Annotated in this window: 15 protein-coding genes; 3 read left to right on the forward strand and 12 right to left on the reverse strand. The window is 32.7% G+C overall.

The window, feature by feature from the left end:
* The 8 genes from ACTT1L_RS00005 to ACTT1L_RS00040 all read right to left on the reverse strand — a co-directional run.
* Positions 1-457: serine/threonine protein kinase (locus ACTT1L_RS00005; protein WP_442821704.1), on the reverse strand; the 457-nt coding region annotated here is incomplete at its 3' end.
* Between the two features lie 486 nt (positions 458-943).
* Positions 944-1384 carry an NUDIX hydrolase gene (locus ACTT1L_RS00010; RefSeq protein ID WP_076874561.1) on the reverse strand — a complete coding sequence of 147 codons (441 nt, stop codon included), beginning with the start codon at positions 1382-1384 and terminating at the stop codon, positions 944-946.
* 202 nt (positions 1385-1586) lie between these two features.
* Positions 1587-2702 carry an NAD(P)/FAD-dependent oxidoreductase gene (locus tag ACTT1L_RS00015; RefSeq protein WP_076874568.1) on the reverse strand — a complete coding sequence of 372 codons (1116 nt, stop codon included), beginning with the start codon at positions 2700-2702 and terminating at the stop codon, positions 1587-1589.
* 125 nt (positions 2703-2827) lie between these two features.
* On the reverse strand, positions 2828-3481 hold the full coding sequence (locus tag ACTT1L_RS00020; protein WP_000022240.1) for a YdeI/OmpD-associated family protein: 654 nt from the start codon (positions 3479-3481) through the stop codon (positions 2828-2830).
* Between the two features lie 156 nt (positions 3482-3637).
* Positions 3638-4405 carry an arylamine N-acetyltransferase family protein gene (locus ACTT1L_RS00025; RefSeq protein WP_442821705.1) on the reverse strand — a complete coding sequence of 256 codons (768 nt, stop codon included), beginning with the start codon at positions 4403-4405 and terminating at the stop codon, positions 3638-3640.
* Between the two features lie 138 nt (positions 4406-4543).
* Positions 4544-5047: a MepB family protein gene (locus tag ACTT1L_RS00030; RefSeq protein WP_061130433.1), complete on the reverse strand. Its 504-nt coding sequence runs from the start codon at positions 5045-5047 to the stop codon at positions 4544-4546.
* A 108-nt stretch (positions 5048-5155) separates the two neighbouring features.
* The gene (locus ACTT1L_RS00035) at positions 5156-5524 is read right to left on the reverse strand and encodes a DUF4180 domain-containing protein (RefSeq protein WP_071741644.1); all 369 of its coding nucleotides are present in this window, start codon (positions 5522-5524) and stop codon (positions 5156-5158) included.
* 136 nt (positions 5525-5660) lie between these two features.
* Positions 5661-6353 carry an HAD family hydrolase gene (locus ACTT1L_RS00040; protein ID WP_140394935.1) on the reverse strand — a complete coding sequence of 231 codons (693 nt, stop codon included), beginning with the start codon at positions 6351-6353 and terminating at the stop codon, positions 5661-5663.
* A 263-nt stretch (positions 6354-6616) separates the two neighbouring features.
* Between ACTT1L_RS00040 and ACTT1L_RS00045 the strand changes: the two genes are divergently transcribed.
* On the forward strand, positions 6617-7153 hold the full coding sequence (locus ACTT1L_RS00045) for a DinB family protein (protein ID WP_071741643.1): 537 nt from the start codon (positions 6617-6619) through the stop codon (positions 7151-7153).
* Positions 7154-7300: 147 nt separating this feature from the next.
* Positions 7301-7480: a hypothetical protein gene (locus ACTT1L_RS00050; protein WP_086708240.1), complete on the forward strand. Its 180-nt coding sequence runs from the start codon at positions 7301-7303 to the stop codon at positions 7478-7480.
* Between the two features lie 172 nt (positions 7481-7652).
* On the opposite strand, the gene ACTT1L_RS00055 is transcribed toward ACTT1L_RS00050, so the two are convergent.
* From ACTT1L_RS00055 to ACTT1L_RS00070, 4 genes are all read right to left on the reverse strand, one after another.
* Positions 7653-8252: an undecaprenyl-diphosphatase gene (locus ACTT1L_RS00055; RefSeq protein ID WP_076874559.1), complete on the reverse strand. Its 600-nt coding sequence runs from the start codon at positions 8250-8252 to the stop codon at positions 7653-7655.
* Positions 8253-8672: 420 nt separating this feature from the next.
* Positions 8673-11231, reverse strand: coding sequence for a type I pullulanase (gene pulA / locus ACTT1L_RS00060; RefSeq protein ID WP_076874558.1), 2559 nt, complete (start codon positions 11229-11231; stop codon positions 8673-8675).
* Between the two features lie 482 nt (positions 11232-11713).
* On the reverse strand, positions 11714-13417 hold the full coding sequence (locus tag ACTT1L_RS00065) for a M4 family metallopeptidase (RefSeq protein WP_061402913.1): 1704 nt from the start codon (positions 13415-13417) through the stop codon (positions 11714-11716).
* A gap of 382 nt (positions 13418-13799) precedes the next feature.
* On the reverse strand, positions 13800-14300 hold the full coding sequence (locus tag ACTT1L_RS00070; RefSeq protein WP_016717643.1) for an AraC family transcriptional regulator: 501 nt from the start codon (positions 14298-14300) through the stop codon (positions 13800-13802).
* A gap of 268 nt (positions 14301-14568) precedes the next feature.
* Here ACTT1L_RS00070 and ACTT1L_RS00075 point away from each other — a divergent pair, with 268 nt between their 5' ends.
* On the forward strand, positions 14569-14841 hold the full coding sequence (locus tag ACTT1L_RS00075) for a spore coat protein GerQ (RefSeq protein ID WP_016717644.1): 273 nt from the start codon (positions 14569-14571) through the stop codon (positions 14839-14841).
* Positions 14842-15092 lie beyond the last annotated feature (251 nt).

Here is a 15092-nt window from a genome sequence, read left to right on the forward strand (position 1 = left end):
ATCTTTCCATCATCACATTTTTCCCGTGAACATCGCAGGGGGTTAATCCTTGTTCTCTTGCATACTCTAAAGCTTTATTGATATCAAGGATCACCTGCTTAGGGATTTTAATCCCTTTATGAACAGCATCGTATAAGGTAATTTCTTTTAACCGTTTCAATACTATGAAATTTTCTCCTTTATAAATAAGCTTTGAATAAGAAGGATGGTTTCCGATTCTGCGGTATACTTCTGACTCTTTTTCAATGCCTTCTCCTTCGCGCGCGTATACTTTCACTACCCAATCTTTGTACTCTTTGTGCATGAATACCGCGGCATAATTACCTTTCCCTAAACACTTCCAAAGTCTAGGAATATCTTTAACTACTACAGGCTCGGATTCATCCTCGCTTCTTATGCTTATCTCTTTTAATAATTCATTCTTTATCAATCCCACAAAACAATTTATACTCATCATTTCCACTCCGGTTTTGCTAAAAGTGGGCCTGCCCACATTTTAACGAAAATATACACTAAGCGAATTTTAGCATAAAACTGGTCATCTTTCTTCTTCAAATAAAAAGATGACTCGTTTTATTTGAACTGTTGAATACTTAATATGTATTCCGCTATTCAGAGCCAAAAACCATACAACAAAAAAATATTTCTAACTATTTTCATTTTTTCAGAGGCAACTGTATAGAGCTTTTCTTAGTGCAAGTTCTCTTGGTTCATTGACCCTGCCAAATCCATGTTTGATTTTTAGTAGTTTTCAATTCTTGTTCCGCTAATATCTTTGTTAGCTAACACTTTTATCTCGCTTTAATGGGCAGTAAGACCCCCCACCTCAAAATTCAGAAAAAGTAAAGAAGTTAGGTGAGGGATTAACTGCCCATAAAAGTCCGATTGGTTCAACTAATAATCAGTGGGGATGAAGAAAACCCCCACTGATTAAAGTTTCACTTTATTGTTTTAATAGTCTTTTGTTTAATTCCCACAATGCTGTTTTGTTGCTATCCCACTTCAAATACGTTATGGCTTCCTCAAAGCATAACCATTTATAATGTAAGTGTTCTTTAGATAATGAGATGTTTTTTGTAGGTACTTTAACTCCAAACGAAAATTCTTTTATTACATAAACGTCATCTCCCCAAAGGAATTCTCCAACTACATCCTCTACTGGTAGTGAAGACACAGAATCTAATTGTATATATGAACATTCTCTTGTAATACCAGCCTCTTCAAACGCTTCACGTTTTGCTGATTCAATAGGAATCTCACCGTCTTCTCCACCACCAGCTATTCCTTGCCAATAACCATAATCACTTCGGTTGAAAATCGCATATTGAATAGAATCGTCAGTTTTTATATAAGGAAATATTAATACTTGATATGGTGCTCTCATTACTTAACCTCCTCTCAAAAAAAGCTTTAAATAAATAGAAATAAAGAGCAAACATCACAATTCTACATTAATAATGCACGTTCATGGTGTCGGCTCTTTATTTTTAAAGAATTTCATTTTTCGTAAACAGTCTTACTCTGAACGGAGAAAAAACTACTTATTTCCTATCGAATTTGCTTAGTGTATTTTTTCATACCCGATGTTATTCAATTGCGCCCGCAACGTCATAATCATTTAAATCTAACTCAATTGGTTGTCCCAGCGCTAACTTAGCAAGTTCTGATCCTAAATATGGACCTGCAGTTAAACCTGAGGCACCTAATCCGTTTGCAACGAGAATACCTTCAAAGTTAGGAAGCGGGCCAATTACAGGTAAGAACCCTGGTGTGAATGGTCTAAATCCAACTCTCGTTTCAAGCATAGTAGCATTTTCTAAGCCAGGTGCAACTGTTAATGCTTTATGGAATACTTCATTTAAACCACCAGCCGTTACACGGTGATCGAAACCAGTATCATTCTCATGTGTTGCACCAATTACGACATGGCCATTGTCAAATGTTAAAATGTATTGATCATTTGGCGGCATAACAACTGGCATATTTTCTGTTGCTATATTTTCCATTTGCAGGTGAACAATCTGTCCTTTTTGAAACGTAACTAAGAAATTAATTCCTAATGGGTTTAAGATTTCATTCGCCCATGCACCTGCAGTTACAATAACCTTTTCTGCTAGAATTGTTTTATCGTTTACTTTAACACCCGTAATCTGACTACCTTCACAGACTAATACTGCATTGCCTTTTATAAAAGTTGCACCATGTTTTTTCGCAGCGCTTATTAATGCGTTGCGTAATAATCTTCCATTTACTCGTGCAGCACCACTAATATGAACAGAACTAAATTCTTCTGATAATGCTGGGAATAATTTTTTCGTTTCTTCAGCTGATAAACGCGTAATTTCACCAATCTCTGGTGCATCTTCACGGCGCTTATAAGCTCGCTCTTCCATTTGATCTAGTTTTTTCTCATCAGTATGTAAACTAATTGCACCTACACGGTTGTAACCTGTATCCGTTTCACCGTCGTCTTCTAATTGCTGAATTAACGAAGAATAGTAACGTGCACCGCCTTTAACGATTTTATACCATGCTTTATTACGACGTTGCGAAAGCCATGGACAGACAATACCTGCTGCTGCATCCGTTGCTTGACCTACTTGTTGACGATCCACGATAATAACGTTCGCGCCAGCCTTAGCAAGATGATAAGCAGTAGACGCACCTAAAATTCCCGCTCCAACTACAATATACGATTTCATTTCAAACACCTTTTCTCTTTTACTAATTATATAAATATAAGAACATCCCTTAGTATAATGGAAGAAATACTTTTTTCAATGTACTCATCGCAATTAATTGTTGCATCATTGTGACTTTCCTAATCTTATTTTTTCTTTTTGCGGAATAAATCAATTGTTTTATAGCCTTGTGATAGAACCTCAATCATCTTTTCAAAACGTTTTTCACGTGTTTTTTCTTGTTTGACAGAAAACAGATTACGTGCCCAATCTTTTTTGTATCCAGGTGTTAAACTTTGATAAAACTTAAGTTCATTTGGATGATTAGCTAATAAAGCTTCAACATCTTGAATTCGATCTGCATAATCAGCTACACATTGGCTCATTGCAGGCGTTTTCGTCGCTTTTTTCTTCTCACGCTTTAAACCTACAACAGTAAAGATGTCATCCATACTTACCATTCGCGCAAATTTAATATCGCTTTCTCCCACATATCCATCTTCTCCAACGTTTAATGCTGGAAACATCTCATCACGGTGAATAAACGTACTGTAGCGAGAATTACCTTTTTTCGGATATGCGAAGAATATGTATCCTTTTTCAATTAATAATTCTTTATTACTAATAATATAATTCGTTTGTTTCACCATTTCATCCAGTGTTTCTACAAAAATAAAAATGGCATCGTGTTCTTTTGAAAATACAGTTTCTTTTCCTGTAAAAACTTCGTAATCACTTGGTTCATTAATAACAACCATATTCGTATACTTATTAAGTTTCAATTTATCGATAATTGACATGAAGATCTTCCTTTACATTCAAAATTCATTGTTTATACTTTTTCATACTGTTCTAGTGTATTATATCTATTAAGAAAATCAAACTTTAATAGTTGTTTTAAATTAAATTAATAAAATAGCCGGTTCTTATTCAGAACCGGCTAGCTATTCGCGTTATCATAACTCAATAGCAAATAAAGTATATAAAAGCTCTCTATATTGCTCTTCTGTAATTTCACGTTTCGCTTTTTCGCCATGAACTATTTCAGTGAAACTAGTATTGGTTAAAGAGACATGACCAGATTCCGTCAATTTCACTGCAATTGGTCCTTTATTGAAAATAGATTTCTCATCTTCTACTACTCTTTTTTGAACATCATTCACTACTGCCTCATCAATGATACGATTATAAAAAGCATGACATACTTTCCACTCACCGTTCGTATCTTTTCTTTCTAGAACGTAATTCCCTTTACTCGTATCTTTTCGTCTCACTCGATACGTACCATTTTTAGAAGAAACAGCCTCACCAGTAAAAGGCACAGGGACTAGAGGTACTAATGAAGCAATACCTACATCAATTACGTATCGTACGTTATCATAATTTAGAATAATCGTTATATGCCCATCCTCGAGTGCCCAAGTGTTTATATCATTTTTATATACGGTACCTAATGCGAGTTGTACATCATAACCACAATCTTTTAAAAAGTAGTACAAAAGAGTATTTAATTCATAACAAAGTCCACCGCGGGATCTAGTTAAAATTTTATCCTGTAAATTTTCCATAGTAATTGCATTCGAATTACGTGATATAACATCTAAATTCTCAAATGGTATAGTGTGTGCAAATGCAAAAAGAATTGTATTTAATTCTTCAAACTTCATTTCAGTACGCTTTGCAAGATTCAATCTTGTAAAAAGCTTATGTTGTAGACTTGTCATAGTCAGCACCCCTTAAAATGTATAAGTTAAACTAGTATATGCTGATTGTAATTTTGATGGGGTACTGAAACAATGTACATTTCGTTTAACTGTACCGGTACAAAAAGTCTAACTTACAAGATTACTCAAGATAAGAAGCTACGAATACAAATGTAATAGTTTGTCTATAGGTAAATTATTATAATCGCTTAAATCAACAAAATACTGAAGCTGCCACATTTGGCTCTTTTTAGCTTGGTTGCTAACAGGGGTATCCCAGATCGGATAAATCCTCATAGCCATCTTGCCTTTTTGATTTTGTGTTCTCAAGATTTTTTCCTTAAGAAGAATCTCTTTAGGGAAGATAAATTGTCCTAGTTTATTATCATCTATACAAGTGATAACTAATAAGTCAGTAGCAGCGTCATAAGAGAATGCTTGATTTTGCATATCGTCATCTTTCTCCCAAAAAGAAACAAATTGACCAATTTTATTAGGAGTAATTTTGGATTTTCTAAAACGAATGGTTTTGTTATTTAAGTGAAATAAATATCCTGCATATTCTGCGTTTTGCTTTTCTTCTTTTACATTCGCAATCAGTAAATTGTTAGGTTTGTAAATTATGTTGTTTAAGTTTTGTATCGTATCATTATAACTGTTCAAGAAAACTCCCCCTTTATTCATTTCTTAGTTTAACACAAACATCAGTTCTTATATGTTATAAATAATAAGCGATATGAAAAAGAGGGTAATTTTACTGGGGTATTGTTATTACTTTAATGTACTTAGTTTTTCAATTGCTTGTTGTTCAGTTGCTAAGTAAAAAATATCTTTACCTTTATTACATTCATAAATAAAATCCTTTAAGCTTTTACTAGTATACATAGAGAAATCTCCAACAATAGCAAATTTCACCTTGTAGTTTATAAATTTTTGAAGGATATCGCCCGCAAGACGTGTTTTTAGATCAAAGAAATCTTCACTTATTAAAGATTTATGGATAATAATATGCTTCGCATCTATCTCATATTGAACAGTTGCCATAGTATCTAATGCAGATTGAACATCGGATATTAATACCTTATCATTTCTAATGACCGCAATATTGATTCCATCGATTACTACTTTCTTTATTTCCATAGTCCCACCCCTTTATAATTTACACAATATGAGTAAAATTGTTTTACAAAACTTCGTATGAATCATAGATTAAATTAGCTGTAGCTTTTAAAATTGCCTCTATTTTTTATTACTAATACGGTCAATGAAATTAATTTTACTTGTTAAAAAAATATTGTGGCGTAACATAACTTAACAAGCTATCCAAAGTGTTAATCTCGGCATATGGTTGTATTTTGGTAGTATTCTTGATTTTCGGAGGGTTAAACCACACACCTTTTATATTTGCATTTTGAGGACCAGCAATATCCTTTTCTAAGTCATCTCCAATAAATAATACATCTTCTGGTTGCACATTAAGCTTATTTAATGCTAGTTCAAATATACGTTTATCCGGTTTACTAAATCCCACTTCTTCAGAAATAATGATCGTATCAAAGTAATTGTTTAAATTCGTGTTAATTATTTTAGCCCTTTGCCTCTGACTTGAGCCATTTGTTATAATTCCAACTTCAAAGTGCTTCTTTATATGATGTAAGAAATGAATAGTATTTTTGTCTATTGAAAAACATTTAGGGAAATTATTATTCCAAAAATCTTGGATATAATTGCGTGGCAATCTATACTTCGGCGGGAATTCATCAAACAACGATTCTAAAACTATTGTTTTATCACTCATGCCGTATTCCCTTTTATCATATTCTTTAAATTTCCGTAGCATATTGTTTTTAACTGTATCACTAACATCCTCATAACAATTTTCTAAAACAAATAAAAACAATTTATCTACTGCCATATCCCTATTAAGTAACGTATCATCTAAATCAAACAGCATAGCTTTATAACCCATCAAATAAATTCACAACCTTTCTATATTTCTTAGTTATCATCAAAAGTAATCAAAAAACAATTCATATCAAAGAACTCCTAATAGAACGCTATTCTAAGAGTTAAATCAAAAATCCTTTTTCTGTTTGTTAATTGATGTGAAAGTACATAATTTCAACTAAGGTAGTAGGTGAATTTTTTAATTATAATTTATAACTTTCAGATTAATTTGAAAGTATTTTGTGATAAGCTGTACGTAAAGATTAAATATAAAGGATGATTCGTATGCAAATTAGACCAAAGGCAAGTGAATATAACTCTTATTATGCTACGTATGTTAACTTAGTATCAGACGGAAATATCATACAAATTTTAGAACAACAAATAGAGGAAACGAATCTTTTATTAAAAGACATTTCTGATAGTGAGGGACTTTTTCGATATGCTCCTACTAAATGGAGTATAAAAGAAGTAATCGGCCATATTGCGGATACAGAACGTGTTATGGCGTATCGCTTGTTATCTATCGCTCGAGGCGAGACAGCAGAACTTCCAGGCTATAACGATGATATGTATGTTCTTAAAGCTGCTTTTGATAAGCAATCTATGCAAGATCTTCTTGAGAATTTAATAGTTGTTCGCCAATCTACCTTGCATTTACTGAAAAGCTTAGATAAAGACACTTGGTTACAAAAAGGATATGCGAACAAATCTGAAGTTACAGTTCGTGCATTAGCATACATCATAGCTGGACATGAGCTTCATCATCTACAAATTATAAAAGAACGTTATCTTGGTTCTAATGCATATCCAGTAAGTTAATACTTGAAGAAAAAGAGTCCCATTTATATAGGACTCTTTTTTGCTATTTATAAAATTCACCACGCAAGATGCAAACGAGCCCTTATACATAATTTTCTTCAGACTGATATACTATAAACACAATAGTTCTAGAAAGGTGATGATATTATGTATGAACAACAAAATAATAGGGATAGAGATCAAAAAATGATGTTTTTTATGCAAGGAGTTCCCACAAATAGAGTTAACATGAATCAATTGCCAAAATGGATTAGAATCTTCGGCTATTGTGCGTTTGGTTGGATGATACTATTTAGTTTCATTATGATTGTAGGTTTAATTCTGTAATAACGATACATTCAAAATGTTAACGGAACAGCATTTAGATTATACATCTAGGTAACAAGCTATTTTATTACCTAGATGTACTACCCATTCCTTTTCATCTTCATGAATGTAAATAAGTGCATTGAACATTCAACTTGTGAAGAATAGTAATGAGGGTGATAAAGGTCTATACTCACAATCCTTTTGATTTATTTTTGGATGGTAAAACATGTTTCTCTACTCTTTCATATTGAGTAAGTAATTGCCTAATTAAAGATAATTTCGGTACTAACCAATGCGAAAATACCGCCGAAATACATCCTATTAAAGCCCCTACTGCAACATCAAAAGGATAATGAACCCCTACCCAAATACGAGAGATCGCTACACAAAGTGCAAGTATAAGCCATAGCCATCCAGTTTTTTTACGAACAAGCCAAAACGAAAAACAAATCGAAAAAAAGAGAATCGTATGGTCACTAGGAAATGAATTATCTACAGCATGGTCGACAAGTTTATTAACATCAGGCAATACTGCAAACGGTTGATAATTTAGATGGAATTTCCCTGCTATTTTCCCGATTACCTCAGCAATTACAAAAGCAACCATCGCTTGAATAACCATCATCCTACTTTTTCTAGACCCAGTAAACCAATAAGCTAAAATAATTAAAGCAAACATATATACCATATATTCTGCCAAAAATACGATGGCTGGGTTTAGGAATGAATATTGTTTACCTAAATCATTAATGGCTCGAAAAATATCAATATTGAATTGAGAAAAAGACATTTCAAATCCCTCCTTTTAGTAAAGTGTTTTACTGAATGCCATATACTTTCATTACATGAATAGTTTTGGTTATTGTACTCATCTAGAAATAAAAACTTCTTATGACATCGCTTTCTTCTTTTTCACTTTAATAAAAAAAGAAAAAGGAAAACATCGAATTTCCTTACAAACATTCGTACATTCTTACAGTTTTGTCATTTTTTCGTCACTTTGTAAATAGGTTCATCGTCTTGCCTTTTGCTATATTCATAAACTCTTATATCTACAACTACGGAAATGATAATTACACATAAAAAAGAGAAGAACCTTGGTAAGTTCTTCTCTTTTTTTATTAAATTGTAATATAATTACAGTATGTGAAATTATACTATTTTAACTTTAAAAGCGAAGTGAAAACAATCTTTCGTTCGTTTTTGGTATTTATTTAATCGGTTTCTCTGTTTTTAAAACAAATGAACTTAATGCAGAAACTTTAATTTTATTGTCATGGACAACAGAAAGTGGTTTACTTCCCGCCTGCTTCCCGTCTACTAGTACTTTCCAAGGACCTTTCGATGGAAGTGTTATTTCAACAGCTTCTCTATTTGCATTGTGAGCCACCGTAAAGTATTCATTTTTATTCCCCTCTATTGTATAAGCTACAGTATTTTTCGGAGCATGAATAAATGATATATGTGTTTTTATTTGCTCTGCAGATGTCATTCGAAAAGCTGAGTACTTTTTGCGTAATTCTATTAAACCCTTCATATAATCTACTTCATTATTAAACGTTGCTCGGCGCAGCCAATCCATCTGGTTAATTGAATCTGGAGATTTGTAACTGTTATGATCACCATATTTCGTGCGCATAAACTCTTGTCCCGCATGTAAGAACGGAATACCTTGTGATGTTAATAAAATCGAAGAAGATAATTTATGCATTTGTTTTCGCACGTCTTCACTGTCACTTGGATTAGTCAACTCAAGTTTATCCCATAATGTATGATTATCATGCGCTTCCACATAAGTTAGCACCTGCTCTGGATCTTGGTAAGTCGACGAATTTGTATCGTAGTCAATGCCTGCGGTAATACCTTTTTTAATACGGTCTTCCATGTGTTCCTTTCCATTTACAAACCCATTTTCTTTCTCTTCAAATACACTACCTTTTAATCCATCACGTATATTATCGTTAAAATGAGCAATCCCTTTCATTTTCTCTGCATTTTTTTGATTTGCTTTCAACTCTGCTGCAAGAGGTGTATTTAAATCCCAACCTTCTCCATGCAGTATAATAGAAGGGTCAATTTGATTAACAGCTTTACGTATTTCATTCATTGTTTCATAATCATGAATACCCATTAAATCAAAACGGAATCCGTCTAAATTGTATTCTTTTGCCCAGTATGTTATTGAATCAATCATAAATTTCCTCATCATTTTTCGTTCTGAAGCAGTATCATTTCCTACACCAGTGCCATTTGCAAATGTTCCGTCTTCATTGTAACGATAATAATAACCTGGAACTAACTTATGAAAATTAGATTCAGTAGCATTATACATATGGTTATAAACTACATCCATAACAACGCGAAGGTTATTATCGTGCAATGTTTGAACCATTTGCTTTAATTCAGTTATTCGAACAGTTGGCTCATATGGATTTGTAGAATAAGATCCCTCTGGAACATTGAAATTTTTCGGATCATATCCCCAGTTATATTGTGGTTCGTTTACATTCTCTTCATTTACTGAAGCATAATCAAATATCGGTAAAAACTGAACGTGAGTAACACCAAGGTCCTTTATATGATCAAGTCCTGTTTTTACACCTTCTGGCCCTTTTGTTCCTTTTTCTGTTACACCTAAATATTTTCCTTTCTGTTTAATGCCACTTTCGGGCTGAATAGAAAGATCACGTACATGCAATTCATAAATAATAGCATCTTCCGGATTTTTTAATTTAGGCTTTTTGTTAGTGTTCCATTTTTTCGGATTTGTTTCTTCTAAATCAATAACCGCACCTTTATCTCCATTTACAGAAGCAGCACGTGCATAAGGATCAACTGCTTCTGTCCACTTATCACCAATTTTTACCTTATACGTATAATAGAGACCTTTTTGATTCCCTTTAAGTTCTGCTTTCCAGGTGCCCTTTTCACCTTGTTGCATATTTATTTCAGTACCTATTTTATCGTTCCATTTTTTATATGTAACTAACTTCGCTTCACTCGCAGTAGGAGCCCATACACGGAACTTTGTATGTTGCACGGTATATGTATTTCCTAAATCGTTACCACCATAATAAAATAAATGATCAAATTCCTCACTACGAATGACTTTACCAATTTCAGTATTCGTATCAGCTAAGTTTTCTATTTTAACTTTGTATGTTTGTTTTAAATCAATTTTCTGTTCCGTAATTATTTTCACCTTATTCGTAATATCTCCACTGTTTATATCATAAGGAGTAATATTCTTAATTTTAATACCTTCAATTTCGATTTTCTGTTCCTTAATATGAAATGGAACATTCGTCGTTACAGTGATTTCATTGAAACTATCAATAGTTGCTTTTTGAATTGATAGATCCGAAGAAGGCTTAGCGTTATATACCTTTTCATCACCAGAAAGAATCCATACTTCAGCACGACCGTCCTTTATATTTTCAATCCAACGATCCCCACCATCTTTTTCCCACTCATTTGTACGAATGATGAATCCTACACGATTATAGTCACCATCTATATTAATCTTAGCGTACTTTCCAAATTCATCTTCACCAGTAAATTCATAAGATGTACCATTTGCATTTTCTCCCCATAACCAAAGATTCCAGTCTTTTGTATTTCCAAGCTGCTCTTTGTAATGAATGATAACTTCAGTTGTTTTCGAATTTGAAACTGCCTTTACACTTTGAAAAGAGAAAACAGATGATAACATAACGATTATAGTAAGCAATAAAACTGATTTGTTAATTAATCTTTTTGTCATTTGCACTACATACACCCTTTCTTTAAATAGTACGGACGATTTATTATGCCCGTACTACATTACACAATTTAAATTAATATAGAAATCTCTTTTGCTTCCCCCCGTATTGGTTATTTTCACATATGTATTTCAATGATCTTTCCAATACGAAAACGTTTGCATTGATTGTTAAAAAAATAGTTTATTTATGTCTTCATATATCTGTAAATACGAAAAGATCAGGGAAATTATTTTAAAGCAATCGTTTGTTATCGCTTTCATTTTATAGCACTTCCCATTAAGGGGTCAATATATTATTAATTTTCTGTTTTTATATACTATAAACCTAAAATCTTTGTCGCAACTTCTTAAAGGTAGAGTACCTAATTATTGCTTAGTAAGTTTATTTTTCAAATACATTGGTATGAAAAAAACAGCTAATATCCTTAAAACGATATTAGCTGTTTTTCATAATGTAATAATATATGAATAAGAACTATATTTCTAACTTACTTAATTTTTGCTGCATCAAATGCCTTTTGTACTGCTTGAACTTCAGCTGAATTTGCACCATATTTGTTAGTTGCCACTCGAATACATGCTGATCTCAATTCTTTGAAATTAGAAGTCATGTTTAACTCATCTGTATTTGCATAATAGAAAATATCAAACATTTTATCTTCACCAATTCCTTTAACAATTACTCCGTTATGAGTTCCGCCTTTTGCAATAAGATAAGCAACTTTATTAATAATGCTTGAATTAAAATGAACGCCACCTTGATCCCATCCATTAAAATCGTTAAATTCACTGTAATCATCTGGATAAGGTACTCCAAGTGAAGATGGAACAGAAGCTGGGTTTTCCATATCACGGAAGACAGATCCAGTTTGTTCTCCCATCGTCCAGTTAAAGCTTCCATTATTTACGTATTTCTCAATAGATGTTCCCATAATATCAGATAGTGCCTCATTAATCGCACCAGATTCACCGTAATATTCAAGATTAGATTCACTAGAAGTAACAGCATGTGTAAATTCATGGCCAGCTACGTCATATGCTTTGACGATAGGATCTCCATATACAAGCATACTACCATTATTAGCACTTAATGCATTCTGCCAATTTTTCGGATTATTCGTCTCTTCAGAATCCCAAGCGTGTACAACTGAAACTACCTTTTGTCCCTTATTATCAAAGCTATTACGATTGTATTTATCTTTATAAAAATCAAACACTTTTGTTGCTAAGTAATGAGCACTTACTGCTTTTGGATCGTTAAATGTTGTCGAAGTACTAGTTGCTAATGTACCAGGATAATAGCTTTCTTCTTTCGTAATATCTCTGTAATTCACATCATATGTTTCAATTCCTTGCCCTCTTGTATAATCAGCCAGAGCATATTTGCCATTACTTTGTTTAGAAATACCAAATGAACGAGAGATCCCTAAATCATCTTTTCCAGTGCCCGTTAATGATGTAAGACTGCTTTTTTTACTTTTCTTTAAGGCTCCAACTAGTTTTTCACTTGCTTTCAAGTTAGACTCTTGTACCATATTTTTTAACATATCACCATTTTGTGCATTTACTAAATATGTTCCGGAAACATATTTTGGTGTTGCCGCTTCAAATGTAACCTGGTATGCATTGCTAGCCTGTCCATTATTTTCATCAACAAAAATAACTTCCTTAACTTCTGGCTCCGAAATAAAATTGATATCGTTCCCGTACTTCGTATAAATATATTGTTTCGCTTCATCTTTTGATAGATTGATAGGCTTTTTCAATTCTTCTTGTTTTAAATTTTGCGCGCTATCGCCTGAAACACTTTTAATAACACCGTTATTATCTACGTGTGCAGTTAATTGATGGCCATATACTTCTTTTCCTTCATATGTTTGTTGTATACGTACAAGTGTAGTCCCATCATATGAATCACGTTTTTGAAGAACTTTATAATCTACTCCAGTTTCTCCATTGACTTGCTTTGAAGAAAGGGCTTGTTCTGTTTTCTCCTTAAGAGCATCTTTTACTACATTCTCTGGTGCCTTTTGTGACGGTTGTGTAAGTTCACCTGAACGGAATGATTCCTCCTGAATTTGAACTTGTAGTTGATCTGTTTCCTCTGCATGACCTACTCCATACGGTGCTACTGCTGTTAAAGCTAAACCTGTTGTTAATGCTACCTTAGTTAACGTCTTTTTGTTTTTCATTTTTTCACCTCGTATAATTTTGAAATAGAAAGCTTGTACAAAGTATACTTCCTGTTCCTGTCGAAAAAAAGGGAAAATACACAATTTATGTAACATTATGCAAAATTACATAATATAAGGACGATGATTCAAATTAAGAACAACTTATATAAGTGCATGAATTTCAATAAAAAAAGAGCACTTTAAGGTGCTCTTCAAATACGATTATAAATTATGCATTGTGTCATTTATTAGTATATGCTCGTCTCATTTAATTGTTTATTTAATGATTTCTCTACCCAATAACCTTTTAAAAATACATCATCCAATACACCAGTATCCTCCGTTACTGTTTGATTAGCAAATAAAAAATATAGTAAAGATAATGCTAGAAAGAAACATACTACTTATTTGCATTCATATTTATTGGTACTTTTTTAATTGGCACAAATAAATCAACCTTTAACTTTCCTTCTAAATCTTCTGCAACATTATTTAAGCAAAACTCTAAATTATCTCTATCATAATCTGCATCATACTCACTATTTGGCAGCCACTCTGCGTACATGTATTGATACGCTACACTTAATTTATGAGGTTCATCATAGAATTCGTATAGAGCGTATAGACCTCCATCTACACTTTTAAATTGCACACCCTCATGTTGTTCTTTCTCAAAGTTTTCAGGTATGGTCACGCAAGCATCATGTCGGCACATATGGCTTGCAACAAGTTCAGGATTATCTAATGAGATTCCGATAAATGATTGCTCCGGTGGATAAAGTTTATTTTCATTTGCCCACTGTAATAACCTTCCCCAGTGATCTTGTGGTTCAAAATAACTACCAGTTCGTCTTATATAGGCTACTTTTAATGGTGGTAATTTTTTTATAGTCACTTTCATTTATATCAGCCCCTTTATAACTATCTACTCCATTTATTTAGACTTCATTAATAAATATCCCTTCATTAATAGTACAAAACTCCAATGAAAACACGCGGAAATATGCTACAAATAAGAACAATGAATGAATAGATACTGATTTTAAAGAGCTGGATGTTTTCACAAAAAATATTCTTTTATACTAAATGGCTTGATAGAATTCTTTTCATCGTCCAAGCACATTACTAGAAACTTAAATAGTATATTAAAAACTAAAGGGGTCATATTGATGCAAAAAAACTCGTATAATGATTGCAATTGTAGTGTTCAAGATTTTTTATGTACCAATATAGGTGTACAAGTTACGGTGGTTTTGACATATGTGAGAGATTCATCACTTGGTACACAATCATACACCGGGATTCTTACATCAGCTGGAACTGACTATTTTACCATTGAAGATCCAACAAGCGGTAAATTGTATCTATTACAACGAATTTACCTAGATTATATAGAATTTCCAAACAGTCAAACTATTAATAAACCGAAATGGTGCTGTTAAATATTTGAAATACGTTTTATGAACTTGTGGATAAAAAAACACCTTTTTAAGGGTGTTTTTTTATCTAATCTACCCTCCCAGAAAAAACAACAATTAATAACATGTCATATCAATTTATCATTAAATAAATGTAAAAAATGTCCCTATTCATTCATTTTTCATGCGTATGTATGTACATTTGTTAATTTATTCGATATATTATGTGTATTGAATGATTACGAAAAACTTATAGCTCGCTAAAAATACCTTAT

It is taken from the genome of Bacillus sp. FH (assembly GCF_052216825.1).
GTDB lineage: Bacteria > Bacillota > Bacilli > Bacillales > Bacillaceae_G > Bacillus_A > Bacillus_A paranthracis.

What these genes read in the sequence shown, in the direction of transcription:
- ACTT1L_RS00010 (WP_076874561.1), bottom strand. Translation starts at nt 1,384, where the DNA reads ATGAGAGCACCATATCAAGTATTAATATTTCCTTATATAAAAACTGAC.
- ACTT1L_RS00015 (WP_076874568.1), bottom strand. Translation starts at nt 2,702, where the DNA reads ATGAAATCGTATATTGTAGTTGGAGCGGGAATTTTAGGTGCGTCTACT.
- ACTT1L_RS00020 (WP_000022240.1), bottom strand. Translation starts at nt 3,481, where the DNA reads ATGTCAATTATCGATAAATTGAAACTTAATAAGTATACGAATATGGTT.
- ACTT1L_RS00025 (WP_442821705.1), bottom strand. Translation starts at nt 4,405, where the DNA reads ATGACAAGTCTACAACATAAGCTTTTTACAAGATTGAATCTTGCAAAG.
- ACTT1L_RS00035 (WP_071741644.1), bottom strand. Translation starts at nt 5,524, where the DNA reads ATGGAAATAAAGAAAGTAGTAATCGATGGAATCAATATTGCGGTCATT.
- ACTT1L_RS00040 (WP_140394935.1), bottom strand. Translation starts at nt 6,353, where the DNA reads ATGGGTTATAAAGCTATGCTGTTTGATTTAGATGATACGTTACTTAAT.
- ACTT1L_RS00045 (WP_071741643.1), top strand. Translation starts at nt 6,617, where the DNA reads ATGCAAATTAGACCAAAGGCAAGTGAATATAACTCTTATTATGCTACG.
- ACTT1L_RS00050 (WP_086708240.1), top strand. Translation starts at nt 7,301, where the DNA reads ATGTATGAACAACAAAATAATAGGGATAGAGATCAAAAAATGATGTTT.
- ACTT1L_RS00055 (WP_076874559.1), bottom strand. Translation starts at nt 8,252, where the DNA reads ATGTCTTTTTCTCAATTCAATATTGATATTTTTCGAGCCATTAATGAT.
- ACTT1L_RS00065 (WP_061402913.1), bottom strand. Translation starts at nt 13,417, where the DNA reads ATGAAAAACAAAAAGACGTTAACTAAGGTAGCATTAACAACAGGTTTA.
- ACTT1L_RS00070 (WP_016717643.1), bottom strand. Translation starts at nt 14,300, where the DNA reads ATGAAAGTGACTATAAAAAAATTACCACCATTAAAAGTAGCCTATATA.
- ACTT1L_RS00075 (WP_016717644.1), top strand. Translation starts at nt 14,569, where the DNA reads ATGCAAAAAAACTCGTATAATGATTGCAATTGTAGTGTTCAAGATTTT.